This window comes from Streptomyces sp. NA02950 (assembly GCF_013364155.1).
Classification (GTDB): Bacteria; Actinomycetota; Actinomycetes; order Streptomycetales; family Streptomycetaceae; genus Streptomyces.
The window spans coordinates 4,014,643-4,031,494 of the sequence record NZ_CP054916.1 but is presented as its reverse complement, the minus strand read 5'-3'; the positions used below and the strand labels follow the sequence as shown (position 1 = coordinate 4,031,494).

Here is a 16,852-nt window from a genome sequence, read left to right as displayed (position 1 = left end):
GAACAGGTGAGCGGTGAACCGTTGCTGCCGCCGCGCTGACCAAGTAGAACCAGACGTACTGCTCGAAGCCGATCAGATCGAGTCAGATCGAGTCAGGTCGAGTCAGGCGACGCCGACGGAGACCGCGCAGGCGGCCCGCGTAACAGAGGGAGACACGATGAGCACCGCCCCGAGTGTGGCCCCGAGCGCGGACCCGCAGTCGCCTGCGCCGCACAACGCCGACAGCCACGACCTGATCAGCGTGCACGGCGCGCGCGAGAACAACCTCAAGGACGTCAGCGTCGAACTCCCGAAGCGCCGGCTGACGGTGTTCACCGGCGTCTCCGGCTCGGGCAAGAGCTCGCTGGTGTTCAACACGATCGCCGCGGAGTCCCAGCGGCTGATCAACGAGACGTACAGCACCTTCGTCCAGGGCTTCATGCCGACGCCGGCGCGGCCCGAGGTCGACGTACTCGAGGGGCTGACCACCGCGATCATCGTCGACCAGCAGCGGATGGGTGCCGACACCCGTTCCACGGTCGGCACCGCCACCGACGCCAACGCGATGCTGCGCATCCTCTTCAGCAGGCTCGGGCAGCCGCACATCGGCCCGCCCGGCGCGTACGCCTTCAACGTCCCCTCGGTCCGGGCGAGCGGTGCGATCACCGTCGAGCGCGGCGCCAAGAAGGCGGTGAAGGCGACCTTCTCCCGCACCGGCGGTATGTGTCCGCGCTGCGAGGGCCGGGGCACGGTCTCCGACATCGACCTCACCCAGCTCTACGACGACTCCAAGTCGATCGCCGAGGGTGCGTTCACCATCCCCGGCTGGAAGTCGGACAGCTTCTGGACCGTGCGGGTCTACGCCGAGTCGGGCCTGCTCGACCCGGACAAGCCGATCCGCGAGTTCACCGCGAAGGAGATGCAGGACTTCCTCCACCGGGAGCCGACCAAGGTGAAGGTCGAGGGCGTGAACCTCACCTACGAGGGGCTGATCCCCAAGATCCAGAAGTCGTTCCTGTCCAAGGACAAGGAAGCGTTGCAGCCGCACATCCGGGCGTTCGTGGAACGGGCGGTCACCTTCACCACCTGTCCCGAGTGCGACGGCACCCGGCTCAGCGAGGGGGCCCGGTCGTCGAAGATCGAGGGGATCAGCATCGCCGACGCCTGCGCGATGGAGATCAGGGACCTGGCCGTGTGGGTACGCGGTCTGGCCGAGCCGTCCGTCGCGCCGCTGCTGGCGGCGCTGCAACACGCGCTCGATTCGTTCGTGGAGATCGGGCTGGGCTATCTCAGCCTGGACCGGTCGTCGGGGACGTTGTCGGGTGGCGAGGCGCAGCGCGTCAAGATGATCCGCCAGCTCGGCTCCTCGCTCACCGACGTCACCTACGTCTTCGACGAGCCGACCACGGGGCTGCACCCCCATGACATCCAGCGGATGAACGACCTGCTGCTGCGGCTGCGGGACAAGGGCAACACGGTGCTCGTCGTGGAGCACAAGCCGGAGACGATCGCGATCGCCGACCACGTCGTCGACCTCGGGCCCGGCGCCGGTACGGCGGGCGGCACCGTCTGCTTCGAGGGCACCGTCGAGGGGCTGCGGGCCGGTGGCACCGTCACCGGCCGCCATTTCGACGACCGGGCCTCCCTCAAGGAGTCGGTGCGGACGCCCACCGGCCGGCTTCCGATCCGCGGTGCGACGGCGCACAACCTGCGCGACGTCGACGTCGACATCCCGCTCGGGGTACTCACCGTCGTCACCGGCGTCGCCGGCTCCGGCAAGAGCTCGCTCGTGCACGGGTCGATACCGGCCGGTGCGGGGGTGGTGTCGGTGGACCAGGCACCGATCCGGGGCTCGCGCCGGAGCAACCCGGCGACGTACACCGGACTGCTCGACCCGATCCGCAAGGCGTTCGCGAAAGCCAATGGTGTGAAGCCGGCGCTGTTCAGCGCCAACTCCGAGGGCGCCTGCCCCCACTGCAACGGCGCCGGTGTCATCTTCACCGACCTGGCGATGATGGCGGGCGTCACCACCACCTGCGAGGAGTGCGAGGGGAGGCGGTTCGAGGCCTCGGTGCTGGACCACCACCTCGGCGGCCGTGACATCAGCGAGGTGCTGGCGATGTCGGTGACCGAGGCGGAGGAGTTCTTCGGCGCCGGGGAGGCGCGTACGCCCGCTGCGCACCGCATCCTCGGCCGACTCGCCGACGTCGGGCTCGGCTACCTCACCCTCGGCCAGCCGCTCACCACGCTGTCCGGCGGCGAGCGGCAGCGGCTCAAGCTGGCCACGCACATGGCGGAGAAGGGCGGCGTCTACGTCCTCGACGAACCGACCGCCGGTCTGCATCTCGCCGACGTCGGGCAGCTGCTCGGCCTGCTCGACCGGCTCGTCGACTCCGGTAAGTCGGTCATCGTCGTCGAGCACCACCAGGCGGTCATGGCGCACGCCGACTGGATCATCGACCTCGGCCCCGGTGCCGGCCACGACGGCGGCCGGATCGTCTTCGAGGGCACACCCGCCGACCTGGTCGCCGCCCGCTCCACCCTCACCGGCGAGCACCTCGCGGCGTACGTGGGCGGCTGACCGAGGCTCTCGAGGACACCGGACACAGCCACAAGTGGACTCACTGCTTACACAGTTGTGTACTCAGTGCTCATGACGTGTCGGCCGCGTTCCGGGATTCTGGAGGAGAGGCGTTCGCCGAATCCCCTCGGCGGGCGCCTCATTTGCCGTCGCCTCATTTGCCGTCGCCTCATTTGCCGTCACCAAGGTGACGCCCGCGGACGTCGCGCTGTCCGGACAGCACGCCTAGCACGTACGCCCTGGGTCGAAGTCCAGCTCCAGCATCCGGATCGCGTTGCCCCGCAGGATCTTGTACGTCGTCTCCGCCGACAGCCCCGCCACGTGCTCGGCCGCGATCCGCCGGGTGTGCGGCCAGGTCGAGTCGACGTGCGGGTAGTCGGTCTCGAACGTCGCGTTGTCCTCCCCGACCGTCTTCAGCGAGGCGACCCCGTGCTTGTCGCGGAAGAAGCAGCAGTAGATCTGCCGGTAGTAGTACGTGGACGGCGGCTCGGGGATCAGGTCGCGTACTCCGCCCCAGGCCCGGTGCTCCTCCCAGACGTCGTCCGCGCGCTCCAGGGCGTAGGGGATCCAGCCCATCTGGCCCTCTGCATAGGCGAGTTTGAGCCGCGGGAACTTCACCAGCACACCGCTGAAGAGGAAGTCCGTCATCGACGCCATGGCGTTGTTGAAGCTCAGCGACGCCTGGACGGCGGGCGGGGCGTCCGGGGAGGCGGCGGGCATCTGCGAGGACGAGCCGATGTGCATGCACACCACCGTGCCGGTGGCCTCGCACTCGGCGAAGAAGGGGTCCCAGTAGCCGCTGTGGATGCTGGGCAGGCCCAGATAGGTGGGGATCTCGCTGAAGGTCACCGCCCGCACCCCGCGCGCCGCGTTCCGCCGGATCTCCTGGACGGCCAGCTCCACGTCCCACAGTGGGATCAGGCACAGCGGGATCAGCCGTCCGCCGCTGTCGCCGCACCACTCCTCGACCATCCAGTCGTTGTACGCGCGTACACAGGCGAGGCCGACGTCCTTGTCGTCCGCCTCGGCGAAGGTCTGGCCGCAGAAGCGGGGGAAGGTCGGGAAGCACAGGGACGCCTCGACGTGGTTCATGTCCATGTCGGCGAGCCGGGCCTTGGGGTCCCAGCAGCCGCGGCGCATCATGTCGCGGGTGATGCCCTCGAGCGTCATCTCGTCCCGGGAGAAGCCGACGGCCGCGATGATGCGCTTGTACGGGAAGAGGTCCCCCTCGTACTCCCACCAGTCGGTGGGCTGGCCGTCCGGATCGGTGGTGATCCGGTACTTGCCGCCGATGTACGCCAGCTCCCCGATACCGGCCGTGAGCGGTTTGGGGCCACGGTCCCGGTACTTGGCCGGAAGCCAGGTCTCGAAGAGGTGCGCGGGCTCGATCACATGGTCGTCCACGCTGATGACCATGGGCAGCCCGGCCCCGCCGTTCGTCTCGCCAGTCATCCCGCCATCTCCCCATGTCGCCCGGCGGTCCCTGGCCGCCGGGAACCATATCTGACGGGCCGTCAGATATGTTGCAGGGTAGGGGGCGCCGCCCCAGGCAACAAGGGACATGTTCCGTGAGCCCCGTTTTCGCCCGGGTGCGCAGGGCAAACGCAGTGCACACGTCCAACGGCCGGGAGGTATCGGTGAACGCATCGTCGATCACACGTGGTCTCGGCTCGGCAACGCGCGCACGCACCGGCACCCCGGGTGAGGCGGGCGACCGGGCCATCGAGGCGGCGGCTCGCTGCGGGCTGACCGCGCGCGGCCTCCTCTACCTGCTGGTCGGCCTGCTGGCGCTGCGGATCGCCTTCGGCGACGGCGGCGAACAGGCCGACCGGGGCGGGGCACTGGAGGTACTGGCCGACCAGCCCTATGGCTCGGTCCTGGTCTGGGCGGTCGGAGTGGGGCTCGCCGGGATGGCGCTGTGGCGGCTGTCCGAGGCGGTCTTCGGCGCGGCGGGGCCGGACGGCCGCAAGGCGAAGAAGCGGCTGGCTTCCGCGGCCCGCGCGGTCTTCTACGGCGTCGTCGCCTACTCCGTGCTCTCCTTCGCGGCCGGGGAGAAGGGCAGCGGTTCCAGCGACAAGCAGTCGCAGGACGTCACGGCACGCGCCCTCGACCTGCCGTACGGCCGCTGGCTGGTCGGCGTCGCCGGGGCCGCGGTGACCGTGGCCGGGATCTGGATCGCCGTACGCGCGCTGCGGCGCAGCTTCCGCAAGCACCTCGCGATGGCCGGTACGCCGCGCAAGGTGAAGCGGACCGTGGACGCGCTGGGCGTGTGCGGCGGGGCGGCGCGCGGGATCGTGTTCGCGGTGGCGGGCGGCTTCGCGGTCACCGCCGCCAGGCGCTACGACCCGGACACGGCGAAGGGCCTCGACGAAACCCTGCGCACCTTCGCCGACACGGCGATGGGCCCCTGGCTGCTCGTGGCCGTGGCGGTGGGCCTGGCCCTGTTCGGCGTCTTCTCCTTCGCCATGGCCCGCTGGCGCCGGGTCTGAGCCGGCGCCCCGCCACTCCCGGGGATCTCCCGACCGGGCGGTCGGCCCCGAGCGCATCCGCCGTGCCGGGACTGGCGCATGGAGCGAGGGACGAGCTCTGCTCGCGTCTCGGCTGAATCCGGCGCGGCGGTCTTCCGGTGCGCCTCCGAGGGCCGGGAGCATGCCGGGCATGACCCCGCGCACCCGGATCGCCGCCGTCGGGGCGGCCGTCGTGTTCGCCGCCGCCACGCCCGTCGCCGCGTACGCCGCGCTCGACACCGGGCCGGAAACCGTCGCCGCCGTCCCGGCCAGGGGCGCGGCGTATGTCGAGACCCGGCTCTTCTTCGGGACCGGGCGGCCCGACGGCGGGCCGCCCGTCACCGAGAAGCAGTTCCTGGCCTTCGTGGACCGGACCATCACCCCGCGCTTCCCGGCCGGGCTGACGATCCGGGACGGCCGGGGGCAGTGGAGGGACCGGAGCGGGGCGATCGAGCGCGAGCGCTCGTACGAGGTGGTGCTGCTCTACCCGGTGTCCGAGGCCCGCGCCCACGACCCGCAGATCGAGCGCATCCGGACGGTCTACGAACGGAAGTACGCCCAGGAGTCCGTGGCCCGCGCCGACGCGGCGGCCCGGGTGGACTTCTGACACCCCATCGGCACCGCCCCGCGACCAGGGCCTAGCCCTGCTCGACGATCGCCCGCACCGCATCCGCCGCCGGTGTCGGGCCGTTGACCAGCTCCAGGGTGCGTCGCGCCGTACGGGGCTCGTCGAGGAGGGCCGCCAGGACCACGGCCACGTCGTCGCGGGTCACCTCGCTCCGCCCGGTGTGCTCGGCGAGGTTCACCAGGCCCGTCCCCGGGTCGTCCGTGAGCCGGCCCGGCCGCAGCACGGTCCAGTCCAGCCCCTCCCGGGCCCGTACGTCGTCGTCCGCCGCGCCCTTCGCGCGCAGATAGGCCGCGAAGCCCGGATCCGTACCGGGCGGGGGTTCGCGGTCCGCGCCCATCGAGGACACGATGACGTACCGCCGGACCCCGGCCCGTTCGGCCGCGTCCGCGAAGAGCGCCGCGGCCGCGTAGTCGACCGTCTGCTTCCGTTCGACGCCGCTGCCGGGGCCCGCACCGGCCGCGAAGACGGCCGCGTCCGCGCTCTCCAGATACTTCGCCACATCCTCCACGGAGGCCGACTCCAGGTCGCAGACGACCGGTTCGGCCCCCGCCGCCAGCAGGTCACCCGCCTGTTCGGGCCGGCGGATGATGCCCGCCACTTCGTCTCCGCGCGCGGTGAGCAGCCGCTCCAGCCGCATCGCGATCTGTCCGTGTCCACCAGCGATGACAATGCGCATGATCCCGACCGTACGCCGTGCGTCCCCGGGCCGCTCGCCCGGAACCGGCGCGTCCGCCATGTCGCCCGCGCCCTGCGCCGCCTGAGTCCCGGGCCGTCCGCGCCCTGCGCCGCCTGAGTCCCGGGCCGTCCGCGCCCTGCGCCGCCTGAGTCCCGGGCCGTCCGCGCCCTACGCCTGCTCGCCGCCCTGGTCCTGCGCGCGTGTCTGCCGCGGCAGGTCCAGCGCGACCGCCGCGGCCGAGTCGCAGTACTCCCGCACCGCGCTGGTCCGGGCCACCACCCGCCCCTGGTGCACCACCACCCGGCTGTACGCCAGCGAGAGCACACCCGCGAGCCCCTCCCCGCGCACCGCGAGCAGCTCGGCCGGGAACCCGGCCTCCACCCGCACCTCGGGCAGCCCCAGCGCCGCCCGGGCCCGTCCGCACACCGCCTCGTACGCCTCAGCGGGGTCCAGGCCCTCCCGGGACGCCAGCAGGAAGGCGGCCTCCAAGGGGTCGCCGCGGCCCACCGGGTTGACGGTGTCCCGGAGCGCACCGCTGCCCGCGGCCACCCGCACACCCGCCGCCCGCAGCAGCCGCACCGGCGCACAGCCGGGGGCGGACGGGCCCGCCGGGCCGGAACGGCCGGACGCGCCGCGCGCGCCCCGGTCCTCCAGCCCGCCGCAGTCGCCCTGCGGCAGACAGACCACGGTGACATCGGCCGCCGCCAGCCGGTCCGCCAGCCGCGCCGCCACCTCCCGCGGCAGCCGGGCGAGCCCCGCACACGGGCCGATGGTCACGCCCGGCCGCAGCCCACCGGCCATCGCCGCGAACCGGGCGAGCCGCGCCGGGTCGTCACCGTCGGTGTGCAGATCGACCGCGCAGCCGTGGCGCGCGGCGAGGTCGAGCACGGCCTCCGCGTGACCGGTGGGGTCGGGGTCGAGATCGGGACAGCCGCCGACGACGGCCGCGCCCATCTTCACCGCGTCCCGCAGCATCGCCAGCCCGTCCGCCCCGGCCGCGCCGGTCAGCACCCTCGGCACCGCCACCGCGCCGAGGTCGGTGAGTCCGCGCAGGGTGTGGCCCGCCTGGAGGACGGCCTCCAGGGAACGCAGCCCGTGCACCCCGCCGACCCCTACATGGGTGCGCAGCGCCGTCGCCCCGTGGCCGAGGTGCAGCAGGGCGGCCTCGGTGGTGCGCCGCCGGACGTCCTCGGGGGCGTACGGGACCGGGCCCGCGATCTCGGCGGTGAGGGCGGTGTCGCAGTGGGCGTGCGGCTCGGCGGGGGCGGGCAGCAGCAGATAGCCGGTGAGGTCCAGCCGGGGGCCGGGGACAAGACTGCCCGCCGTGCCGACCGCCTCGATACGCCCGCCGCTGAGCCGGACGTCCACCGCGCGGCCGTCGGCGAGCCGGGCACCGCCGAGCACCAGCGCGCCGCCGGGCCCGGGTACCGTGTCGTTCCTGGGGGGCTGCTGAGGCTGCTGCGGCTGGCTGTCGGGCATCGCACTCCGCGGGGCGTGTGAGGGGCGCAAAGAGGGCGCCTGACGGGCGCATGAGCAGCCAAGATCACTCGGCCTGGATCCGAGCCTAGGACGCGGTGGGGGCGGCTTCGCGGAGGAGCCGAATAGTCGTACCGGTGTGGTGCCCGAGGACCCTGCGACCGTGGGCCGATACGGATTTCACCTTCGGCGGCCGAGCGTGTAATGTCTTCATCGCTCGCCCCAATAGCTCAGTCGGCAGAGCGTCTCCATGGTAAGGAGAAGGTCTACGGTTCGATTCCGTATTGGGGCTCTGATGTGTCAGGTTCCCGTTCGATTCCCATCGGACGGGGTACCCATCACATCGCAGCGGTGTAGCTCAGTCGGTAGAGCAAGCGGCTCATAATCGCTGTGTCACCGGTTCAAGTCCGGTCACCGCTACTGACAGTAGCCGATTGTGGGCTCGGTCCTTCGATCGGCTACTCTTTCTGCGTTAATCCATCCGTTCGTCAAGGAGCACTCACGTGGCTGCCACCGACGTCCGCCCGAAGATCACGCTGGCCTGCGTGGAGTGCAAGGAGCGGAACTACATCACCAAGAAGAACCGGCGCAACGACCCGGATCGTCTTGAGATCAAGAAGCACTGCCCGCGGTGCAACGCCCACACTGCGCACCGCGAGACGCGCTGAGCAATAAGCTTTCCCGACGAGGCCGCCCCCACATGCGGGGGGCGGCCTCGTTTCGTTGGTAATCAATCGCAGGAGGTGCGAGCCGATGGCGCTCGACCAGTCCTTCGTCGGGCGGAGCTATCCGCCCACCGCACCGTACGAGGTCGGCCGGGAGAAGATCCGGGAATTCGCCGAGGCCATCGGCGACAGCAATCCGGTCTACACCGACCCCGAGGCGGCCAGGGCACTCGGCCACCCCGATGTGATCGCCCCGCCCACCTTTGTGTTCGCGATCACCTTCAAGGCGGCGGGGCACCAGGTCGTCGAGGACCCGGCGCTGGGGCTGGACTACAGCCGGGTCGTCCACGGCGACCAGCAGTTCGCGTACACCCGCCCGGTCCGGGCCGGTGACCGGCTGCGGGTCACCTCGACCATCGACTCGATCAAGTCGCTGGCGGGCAACGACGTGCTGTCCGTGCGCGGCGAAGTCCATGACGAGGCGGGCGAGCACGTCGTGACCTCGTTCACGACCCTGGTGGCCCGCGCAGCCGAGGCGGAGGAGAGCAGATGACGGCCAAGGTCCGTTACGACGACGTGGCGGTCGGCACCGAGGTGCCGCTGCGCGAGTTCCGTGTCAACCGCGCCGACCTGGTCCGGTACGCGGGGGCGTCGGGCGACTTCAACCCCATCCACTGGAACGAGAAGTTCGCCAAGGACGTCGGTCTGCCGGACGTCATCGCCCACGGCATGTTCACCATGGCCGAGGCGGCGCGCGTGGTGACCGACTGGACCGGCGACCCCGGGGCCCTCGTCGAGTACGGCGTGCGCTTCACCAAGCCGGTCGTGGTCCCCAACGACGACAAGGGTGCGCTCATCGAGATCGCCGCCAAGGTGGCCGCCAAGCTGGACGACGAGGCCCGTACGGTGCGCCTGGACATCACGGCGACCAGTGGTGGACAGAAGGTGCTGGGCCGGGCCCGCGCCGTGGTCCGGCTCGCCTGAGCCGCCGGGCACCTCGCTTTCCGGTACCGCGGCGCTGGGTCCTCGAGGCGCCGCGCCGCTGAGCCCCCGCCGGCCCCCGGTCCCCGTGCCGGGGGCGGCCGCCACGAGGCCCCCGCGGGCGCCCCCGTACTCTGGAGCGCGTGCAGGAACTCCACGACGCCCCCCTCGCCCCGCTGACCACGTTCCGCCTGGGCGGACCGGCGACCCGGCTGATCACGGCCACCACGGACGACGAGGTGATCGCCGCGGTCCGCGAGGCCGACGCGACCGGTACCCCGCTGCTGCTGATCGGCGGCGGCAGCAATCTGGTCATCTCCGACAAGGGCTTCGACGGCACCGCCCTGCGCATCGCCACCCCCGGCTTCACCCTCGACGGCACCCGCCTGGAGCTGGCCGCGGGCGAGAACTGGTCCGACGCGGTCGCCAGCACCGTCGAGGCGGGGCTGGCCGGAATCGAGTGCCTGGCCGGAATTCCTGGTTCCGCCGGTGCCACACCGATCCAGAACGTCGGGGCGTACGGCCAGGATGTCTCGGCCACCATCACCGAGGTGATCGCCTATGACCGGCGCGCCGACGAGGTGGTGACCATCCCGAACGCCGACTGCGCCTTCTCCTACCGCCACAGCCGCTTCAAGAGCGACCCCGACCGCCATGTGGTGCTGCGGGTCCGCTTCGAGCTGGAGGACGCGGACGGGCTGTCCGCGCCGGTCCGCTACGCGGAGACCGCGCGGGTGCTGGGCGTCGAGGTCGGGGACCGGGTGCCCGCCGCCATCGCCCGCGAGACCGTCCTCGGGCTGCGCGCGGGCAAGGGGATGGTGCTCGACGCCGGGGACCACGACACCTGGTCCGCCGGGTCGTTCTTCACCAACCCGGTGCTGGACGAGGCCGCCTACGCCGCCTTCCTCACCCGCGTCGCCGAACGCCTCGGCCCGGACACCGCGCCGCCGGCCTTCCCGGCGGGCGACGGCCACGTCAAGACCTCCGCCGCCTGGCTGATCGACAAGGCGGGCTTCACCAAGGGGTACGGCAGCGGCCCGGCCCGGATCTCCACCAAGCACACCCTCGCCCTCACCAACCGCGGCGACGCCACCACCGAAGACCTGCTGGCCCTCGCCCGCGAAGTGGTGACCGGAGTCGACACCGCGTTCGGCATCCGCCTGGTCAACGAGCCGGTGACGGTGGGCGTCAGCCTCTGAGCGCCCCGCGGCGGCCCGCCGGACCTCGACACCCCTGACGCGCATCGGGCCCGGCGCCCACCGACCGCGGCGGTGCCATGCCCGCCGCCCTGGGGCCGCCCGCCGGGGTGCCGGCATGTGCCGTCCCGCCTGGCCGCCGCCGGGGCCGCAGGGGCGTGACGGCTTGGCTGCGGCCGGGTGTGGCTTCGCCCGTGCCCGTGGCCTGGGCCTGGCCGGGTCGCGGCGGCTGTTGCGAGCCGGGCGTGGGGCTCGCTGGCCGCTGCGCTGCCGTGGGCCGCCCGCCGGGGGCATCGGCATGTGCCGTCCCGCCCGCCGTTGCGGGCCGCGGGGGGCCGACGGCCTGGACGCGGGTGGGCGAACGGGCCGCCGTGGTTGTGCTGCTGGGCCCGCCTGGGGTTGCCGGGCACGGGCATGTGCCGCCCGGCACCCTGAGGTCGGCCGTGCCCTGGTGCCGCCGTGTCCGACGGTGCCCGGCACCCTGCGCGGGCCGCGGGCGGGCCTGACGCCTCGAAGCGCGTGGGCCCGGCACCCGCCGGGGCTCGGCGCGTGCCTCCTCACCGTGAGGAGGCTGACCGGTGGCCGGATCAGGTCGCCAGCCAGGCGTCGATGCCCGCCAGCAGGCGGGTCCGCTCCGGCTCCGGGGCGGCGGAGCCGCGGATCGACTGGCGGGCCAGTTCGGCGAGTTCGGAGTCGGTGAAGCCGTGGCGGTCGCGGACCAGTTCGTACTGGGCCGCCAGCCGGGAGCCGAAGAGCAGGGGGTCGTCGGCGCCCAGCGCCATCGGCACACCGGCGTCGAAGAGCGTGCGCAGCGGGACGTCCTCCGGCTTCTCGTAGACCCCGAGCGCCACGTTGGACCACGGGCACACCTCGCAGGTCACATCGCGCTCGGCCAGCCGGGCCAGCAGCCGCGGGTCCTCCGCGGCGCGCACCCCGTGGCCCACCCGGCCCGCCCCGAGGTCGTCCAGGCAGTCGCGGACGCTGCCGGGGCCGGAGAGCTCACCGCCGTGCGGCGCGGCCAGCAGCCCGCCGTCCCGGGCGATGGCGAAGGCGCGGTCGAAGTCCCGGGCGAAGCCGCGCCGCTCGTCGTTGGAGAGGCCGAAGCCGACAACGCCGCGGTCGGCGTAGCGGACCGCGAGCCGGGCCAGGGTGCGGGCCTCCAGCGGATGCTTCGTACGGTTGGCGGCGACCAGCACCCGGATCCCGAGCCCGGTGTCCCGGGAGGCGGTCTCGACCGCGTCCAGGATGACCTCCAGCGCCGGGATCAGCCCGCCGAGCCGCGGGGCGTACGACGTGGGGTCGACCTGGATCTCCAGCCATCCGGCCCCGTCCCGCACATCCTCCTCGGCCGCCTCGCGCACCAGCCGTTGGATGTCCTCCGGCGTCCGCAGACAGGACCGCGCGATGTCGTACAGCCGCTGGAAGCGGAACCAGCCGCGCTCATCGGTCGCGCGCAGCTTCGGCGGCTCGCCGCCGCTCAGCGCCTCGGGCAGGTGGACGCCGTACTTGTCGGCGAGTTCCAGCAGGGTGGAGGGGCGCATGGAGCCGGTGAAGTGGAGATGCAGATGCGCCTTGGGGAGCAGATGTACATCACGTGCCATCTGGTGATCCTGCCGCACGGCGATGGCCATCGGTACCGCTTTCACCGAACGGGGAGTGACCGAACAGAGGTGTCCGACCTGCGAGCCCGCCCCCGACCGCGGCCCGCGGGGGCGGGACCGAAGCCCGCGGGCGCGGCCGCGCCCAGCACAACGGCCCCCGTCCGCCGCCGAAGCGGAGGACGGGGGCCGGCGGTGACCGAGCGGCCGGGCGGGATCAGGCCCGCGCCTCGCCCAGCAGCTTCTGGAGCCGCGAGATGCCCTCGACGAGGTCCTCGTCGCCCAGGGCGTAGGACAGCCGCAGATAGCCCGGGGTGCCGAACGCCTCACCCGGCACCACCGCGACCTCGGCCTCCTCCAGGATCAGCCCGGCCAGCTCGACGGTGTTCTGCGGCCGCTTGCCGCGGATCTCCTTGCCGACCAGCCCCTTCACCGACGGGTAGGCGTAGAACGCGCCCTCCGGCTCCGGGCACTCCACCCCGTCGATCTCGTTCAGCATCCGCACGATGGTGCGGCGACGGCGGTCGAACGCCTCGCGCATCGCGGCGACGGCGTCGAGGTCGGCCGAGACGGCGGTCAGCGCGGCGACCTGAGCGACATTGCTCACATTCGAGGTGGCGTGCGACTGGAGGTTGGTCGCGGCCTTCACCACGTCCTTGGGGCCGATGACCCAGCCCACCCGCCAGCCGGTCATCGCGTACGTCTTGGCGACACCGTTGACCACGACGCACTTGTCGCGCAGCTCGGGCACCACCACCGGCAGCGAGTGGAACTCGGCGTCGCCGTAGACCAGGTGCTCGTAGATCTCGTCGGTGAGCACCCACAGCCCGTGCTCGGCGGCCCAGCGGCCGATCTCCTCGATCTGCTCACGGCTGTAGACCGCGCCGGTCGGGTTGGACGGCGAGACGAAGAGCAGCACCTTGGTGTGCTCGGTCCGGGCCGCCTCCAGCTGCTCGACGGAGACGCGGTAGCCGGTCGTCTCGTCCGCGACGACGTCCACCGGGACACCGCCGGCCAGCCGGATCGACTCCGGGTAGGTGGTCCAGTACGGGGCGGGCACGATGACCTCGTCGCCCGGGTCCAGGATCGCGGCGAACGCCTCGTAGATCGCCTGCTTACCGCCATTGGTCACCAGGACCTGGGCCGCCTCGACCTCGTAACCGCTGTCGCGCAGCGTCTTCGCGGCGATCGCGGCCTTGAGCTCGGGCAGGCCGCCGGCCGGGGTGTAGCGGTGGTACTTGGGGTCGCGGCAGGCGGCGACGGCCGCCTCGACGATGTAGTCGGGCGTCGGGAAATCCGGCTCGCCCGCGCCGAAGCCGATCACCGGGCGCCCGGCGGCCTTGAGGGCCTTCGCCTTGGCGTCGACGGCGAGCGTGGCCGACTCGGAGATGGAGCCGACGCGGGCTGACACCCGCCGGTCGGTCGGGGACTGTACTGGGGGAGTAGCAGCGGTCATACCTGCATCGTCGCAGACCCGCGCCCGGGGCGGCACGGGGGTTTACGGGCCGTTCCGCGCGCCCCCCGTTCACGGCCCGAAGGAGGCGGCGCGCGGCCGGGACACCCCCTGGGCGGCTTCTCGTTCGACGCCCGGGCGTCAAGCACGTACACTCATGCGTCGTTGGCCGCTCAACCGCCGTTCCGCCCCGCACACTCCGTGCAGCCGGGTGGATGCGGTAGGTTGGGAGTGCCGCAAAGGGTCGTAGCTCAATTGGTAGAGCACTGGTCTCCAAAACCAGCGGTTGGGGGTTCAAGTCCCTCCGGCCCTGCTACACGCACTTCGATGACGGTGCGTGCATGCGTACGCAAGGACAAAGCACCGCTGTGCGGCCGGGCCGGACGCGGCACGGCCACGACCCGGATTCAGGTGAGGACGTAGTGACGGAAGCCCTTGGCTCCACCGCGACGCCTGAGAGCGGTCGTCCCGAGGACGAGGTGGCGACCAAGAAGGGCCGCCGCGGTGGCAAGCGCGGGAAGAAGGGGCCCCTCGGCCGCCTCGCGCTGTTCTACCGCCAGATCGTCGCTGAGCTGCGCAAGGTCGTATGGCCCACCCGCAGTCAGCTGTCGACGTACACCTCTGTGGTGATCGTCTTTGTTGTCATCATGATCGGCATCGTTACCGTGATTGACTATGGGTTCAACAACGCCATCAAGTACGTCTTCGGCTGAGACCCGCGGAAGGCGACCGCTGTCCCGGCGTCGTCTCTCCGCACGTTCCACACCTTGAAGCCAGGAAGAAGCAGCCACCGTGTCTGACCCGAACCTGAACGACGCCGCCGAGCCCGTCGAGTCCCGTGAGGACGAGCTCGACATCGTCGAGGCGGCGGATTCCGACCAGGCTGAAGCAGCCGACGCCGCGGTCGGCGAGCCGGCCGAGCAGGCAGCGCTCCACATCGAGGACGAGGCGGCGGCCGAGGCCACCGAGACCGATGAGGACGAGGCCACCGAGGGCGAGACGACCGAGGAAGAGGCGGTCGACCCGGTCGAGGCCCTGCGTGAGGAACTGCGCACCCTCCCTGGTGAGTGGTACGTGATCCACACCTACGCGGGCTACGAGAACCGCGTGAAGACCAACCTCGAGCAGCGGGCCGTCTCGCTGAACGTGGAGGACTACATCTTCCAGGCCGAGGTGCCGCAGGAAGAGGTCGTCCAGATCAAGAACGGCGACCGCCGCACCGTCCGCCAGAACAAGCTCCCCGGCTATGTGCTGGTGCGCATGGACCTGACGAACGAGTCGTGGGGCGTCGTCCGCAACACCCCGGGCGTCACCGGCTTCGTGGGCAACGCCTACGACCCGTACCCGCTGACCCTGGACGAGATCGTCAAGATGCTCGCCCCGGAGGCCGAGGAGAAGGCCGCCAAGGCCGCCGCCGAGGAGGGCGGTCTGCCGACGCCCAGCCGCAAGGTCGAGGTCCAGGTGCTGGACTTCGAGGTGGGCGACTCGGTCACGGTCACCGACGGCCCGTTCGCGACCCTCCAGGCCACGATCAACGAGATCAACGCCGACTCGAAGAAGGTCAAGGGCCTGGTCGAGATCTTCGGCCGGGAGACCCCGGTCGAGCTGAGCTTCGACCAGATCCAGAAGAACTGACACCGGCGCACACCGGCGTCACCCGCTTCCGAACAGGTCAGACGGGCCCCTGCGGCCGGTCTGACCTGCTCGGTTTTAAGGCGCACAGCTATACCCGTTATCGTTGTGCGGTATGCCTCCATCCGGATGATCCGGTTCGGAGGCGAACTACCTCTCACTAAGACCCGGAGAGAGCATGCCTCCCAAGAAGAAGAAGGTCACGGGGCTGATCAAGCTCCAGATCCAGGCCGGCGCCGCGAACCCGGCCCCGCCGGTCGGCCCCGCGCTGGGTCAGCACGGCGTCAACATCATGGAGTTCTGCAAGGCCTACAACGCCGCGACCGAGTCGCAGCGTGGCATGGTCGTGCCGGTGGAGATCACGGTCTATGAGGACCGTTCCTTCACCTTCATCACCAAGACTCCGCCGGCCGCCAAGCTGATCCTGAAGGCCGCGGGGGTGGAGAAGGGCTCCGGCGAGCCGCACAAGACCAAGGTCGCCAAGATCACCCGCGACCAGGTCCGTGACATCGCCACCACCAAGATGCCCGACCTGAACGCCAACGACCTGGACGCCGCCGAGAAGATCATCGCCGGCACCGCCCGTTCCATGGGCATCACGGTCGAGGGCTGACACACCCCGTAGCACCACCGTGGCAGGGCCAAGCGCTGGTCCGGACCACGACTCCGAACGCAGACATCAGGAGCAGCAGTGAGCAAGCGCAGCAAGACCCTCCGCGCTGCGGACGCCAAGATCGACCGGGAGCGCGCCTACGCCCCGCTCGAGGCCGTCCGTCTCGCCAAGGACACCGCCAGCACCAAGTTCGACGCGACCGTCGAGGTCGCCATGCGCCTGGGCGTCGACCCGCGCAAGGCCGACCAGATGGTCCGCGGCACCGTGAACCTGCCGCACGGCACCGGTAAGACCGCCCGGGTCCTGGTCTTCGCGACCGGTGACCGTGCCGCAGCCGCGGAGGCCGCCGGCGCCGACATCGTCGGCTCCGACGAGCTCATCGACGAGGTGTCCAAGGGGCGTCTGGACTTCGACGCCGTCGTCGCCACCCCGGACCTCATGGGCAAGGTCGGCCGCCTCGGCCGGGTGCTCGGTCCGCGTGGTCTGATGCCGAACCCGAAGACCGGCACCGTCACCCCGGACGTGGCCAAGGCCGTCACGGACATCAAGGGCGGCAAGATCGAGTTCCGCGTCGACAAGCACGCCAACCTGCACTTCATCATCGGCAAGGTGTCGTTCGGTGAGGCGCAGCTGGTGGAGAACTACGCCGCGGCGCTCGAGGAGATCAACCGTCTCAAGCCGTCCGCCGCGAAGGGCCGCTACATCAAGAAGGCGACCCTGACCACCACGATGGGCCCCGGCATCCCGCTGGACGCCAACCGCACCCGCAACCTGCTGGTCGAGGACGAGGCCGTCTGAGCCGGCACGTCCCGTGCAACCGCCGGGCCCCCGCATCACGTCACAGATGCGGGGGCCCGGCGGCATGTG

The 16,852-nt window shown here is 71.5% G+C and carries 16 protein-coding genes and 3 tRNA genes; 14 read left to right on the top strand and 5 right to left on the bottom strand.

Translation table 11 applies throughout. The features are described from left to right. Positions 1-157 precede the first annotated feature (157 nt). Entirely contained in the window at positions 158-2,560 is a 2,403-nt protein-coding gene (locus HUT19_RS17330) for an excinuclease ABC subunit UvrA (protein WP_176181353.1), read from the top strand. Positions 2,561-2,785: 225 nt separating this feature from the next. Here HUT19_RS17330 and HUT19_RS17325 read toward each other — a convergent pair whose 3' ends face one another. Beyond that, entirely contained in the window at positions 2,786-4,012 is a 1,227-nt protein-coding gene (locus HUT19_RS17325; protein WP_176181352.1) for an amidohydrolase family protein, read from the bottom strand. Between the two features lie 269 nt (positions 4,013-4,281). Here HUT19_RS17325 and HUT19_RS17320 point away from each other — a divergent pair, with 269 nt between their 5' ends. Further along, positions 4,282-5,049 (top strand): DUF1206 domain-containing protein, encoded by a 768-nt coding sequence (locus HUT19_RS17320; RefSeq protein ID WP_254886178.1) that lies wholly within the window; start codon positions 4,282-4,284, stop codon positions 5,047-5,049. A gap of 169 nt (positions 5,050-5,218) precedes the next feature. Next, the gene (locus tag HUT19_RS17315) at positions 5,219-5,674 is read left to right on the top strand and encodes a DUF3574 domain-containing protein (RefSeq protein WP_254885622.1); all 456 of its coding nucleotides are present in this window, start codon (positions 5,219-5,221) and stop codon (positions 5,672-5,674) included. 31 nt (positions 5,675-5,705) lie between these two features. On the opposite strand, the gene HUT19_RS17310 is transcribed toward HUT19_RS17315, so the two are convergent. Together HUT19_RS17310 and HUT19_RS17305 are read right to left on the bottom strand one after the other, a co-directional pair. Beyond that, positions 5,706-6,371, bottom strand: a complete 666-nt coding sequence (locus tag HUT19_RS17310; RefSeq protein ID WP_176181349.1) for an NAD(P)H-binding protein — start codon at positions 6,369-6,371, stop codon at positions 5,706-5,708. Between the two features lie 168 nt (positions 6,372-6,539). Next, positions 6,540-7,850, bottom strand: a complete 1,311-nt coding sequence (locus HUT19_RS17305; protein ID WP_176181348.1) for a hydrolase — start codon at positions 7,848-7,850, stop codon at positions 6,540-6,542. A 216-nt stretch (positions 7,851-8,066) separates the two neighbouring features. On the opposite strand from HUT19_RS17305, the gene HUT19_RS17300 reads away from it, so the two are divergent. The 6 genes from HUT19_RS17300 (at position 8,067) to HUT19_RS17275 (ending at position 10,692) form a co-directional block, all read left to right on the top strand. After that, positions 8,067-8,139 (top strand) — tRNA-Thr (locus HUT19_RS17300). Positions 8,140-8,194: 55 nt separating this feature from the next. Further along, positions 8,195-8,267, top strand: a tRNA-Met gene (locus tag HUT19_RS17295). An 83-nt stretch (positions 8,268-8,350) separates the two neighbouring features. Then, positions 8,351-8,515 carry a 50S ribosomal protein L33 gene (gene rpmG, locus HUT19_RS17290; RefSeq protein ID WP_009715907.1) on the top strand — a complete coding sequence of 55 codons (165 nt, stop codon included), beginning with the start codon at positions 8,351-8,353 and terminating at the stop codon, positions 8,513-8,515. Positions 8,516-8,600: 85 nt separating this feature from the next. After that, positions 8,601-9,065 carry a MaoC family dehydratase N-terminal domain-containing protein gene (locus HUT19_RS17285; RefSeq protein ID WP_176181347.1) on the top strand — a complete coding sequence of 155 codons (465 nt, stop codon included), beginning with the start codon at positions 8,601-8,603 and terminating at the stop codon, positions 9,063-9,065. Beyond that, positions 9,062-9,496, top strand: coding sequence for a MaoC family dehydratase (locus HUT19_RS17280; protein ID WP_176181346.1), 435 nt, complete (start codon positions 9,062-9,064; stop codon positions 9,494-9,496). Before HUT19_RS17285 ends, HUT19_RS17280 begins: the two co-directional genes overlap by 4 nt. Positions 9,497-9,636: 140 nt before the next feature. After that, entirely contained in the window at positions 9,637-10,692 is a 1,056-nt protein-coding gene (locus tag HUT19_RS17275; RefSeq protein ID WP_176181345.1) for a UDP-N-acetylmuramate dehydrogenase, read from the top strand. Between the two features lie 584 nt (positions 10,693-11,276). Here the strand turns inward: HUT19_RS17275 and HUT19_RS17270 are convergent. Both HUT19_RS17270 and HUT19_RS17265 read right to left on the bottom strand, forming a co-directional pair. Further along, on the bottom strand, positions 11,277-12,290 hold the full coding sequence (locus tag HUT19_RS17270) for an adenosine deaminase (protein ID WP_176181344.1): 1,014 nt from the start codon (positions 12,288-12,290) through the stop codon (positions 11,277-11,279). A gap of 214 nt (positions 12,291-12,504) precedes the next feature. Continuing rightward, complete coding sequence (locus HUT19_RS17265; protein ID WP_176181343.1) at positions 12,505-13,743, bottom strand: pyridoxal phosphate-dependent aminotransferase; 1,239 nt, start codon at positions 13,741-13,743, stop codon at positions 12,505-12,507. A 237-nt stretch (positions 13,744-13,980) separates the two neighbouring features. On the opposite strand from HUT19_RS17265, the gene HUT19_RS17260 reads away from it, so the two are divergent. From HUT19_RS17260 to rplA, 5 genes are all read left to right on the top strand, one after another. Next, a tRNA-Trp gene (locus tag HUT19_RS17260) sits at positions 13,981-14,053 on the top strand. Between the two features lie 109 nt (positions 14,054-14,162). After that, a complete protein-coding gene (gene secE, locus HUT19_RS17255) occupies positions 14,163-14,453 on the top strand; it encodes a preprotein translocase subunit SecE (protein WP_176181342.1) in 291 nt (96 codons plus the stop codon). A 79-nt stretch (positions 14,454-14,532) separates the two neighbouring features. Next, positions 14,533-15,375 carry a transcription termination/antitermination protein NusG gene (nusG, locus tag HUT19_RS17250; protein WP_176181341.1) on the top strand — a complete coding sequence of 281 codons (843 nt, stop codon included), beginning with the start codon at positions 14,533-14,535 and terminating at the stop codon, positions 15,373-15,375. A gap of 175 nt (positions 15,376-15,550) precedes the next feature. After that, positions 15,551-15,985 (top strand): 50S ribosomal protein L11, encoded by a 435-nt coding sequence (rplK, locus tag HUT19_RS17245; RefSeq protein WP_009715899.1) that lies wholly within the window; start codon positions 15,551-15,553, stop codon positions 15,983-15,985. 78 nt (positions 15,986-16,063) lie between these two features. Continuing rightward, positions 16,064-16,783 (top strand): 50S ribosomal protein L1, encoded by a 720-nt coding sequence (rplA, locus tag HUT19_RS17240; protein ID WP_176181340.1) that lies wholly within the window; start codon positions 16,064-16,066, stop codon positions 16,781-16,783. Positions 16,784-16,852 lie beyond the last annotated feature (69 nt).

Excerpts from the sequence above, each read along its gene's own strand:
- HUT19_RS17330 (WP_176181353.1), top strand. The coding sequence starts at position 158 with ATGAGCACCGCCCCGAGTGTGGCCCCGAGCGCGGACCCGCAGTCGCCT.
- HUT19_RS17270 (WP_176181344.1), bottom strand. The coding sequence starts at position 12,290 with ATGGCACGTGATGTACATCTGCTCCCCAAGGCGCATCTGCATCTCCAC.
- HUT19_RS17305 (WP_176181348.1), bottom strand. The coding sequence starts at position 7,850 with ATGCCCGACAGCCAGCCGCAGCAGCCTCAGCAGCCCCCCAGGAACGAC.
- HUT19_RS17280 (WP_176181346.1), top strand. The coding sequence starts at position 9,062 with ATGACGGCCAAGGTCCGTTACGACGACGTGGCGGTCGGCACCGAGGTG.
- HUT19_RS17285 (WP_176181347.1), top strand. The coding sequence starts at position 8,601 with ATGGCGCTCGACCAGTCCTTCGTCGGGCGGAGCTATCCGCCCACCGCA.
- HUT19_RS17315 (WP_254885622.1), top strand. The coding sequence starts at position 5,219 with ATGACCCCGCGCACCCGGATCGCCGCCGTCGGGGCGGCCGTCGTGTTC.
- rplK (WP_009715899.1), top strand. The coding sequence starts at position 15,551 with ATGCCTCCCAAGAAGAAGAAGGTCACGGGGCTGATCAAGCTCCAGATC.
- HUT19_RS17325 (WP_176181352.1), bottom strand. The coding sequence starts at position 4,012 with ATGACTGGCGAGACGAACGGCGGGGCCGGGCTGCCCATGGTCATCAGC.
- HUT19_RS17310 (WP_176181349.1), bottom strand. The coding sequence starts at position 6,371 with ATGCGCATTGTCATCGCTGGTGGACACGGACAGATCGCGATGCGGCTG.
- HUT19_RS17265 (WP_176181343.1), bottom strand. The coding sequence starts at position 13,743 with ATGACCGCTGCTACTCCCCCAGTACAGTCCCCGACCGACCGGCGGGTG.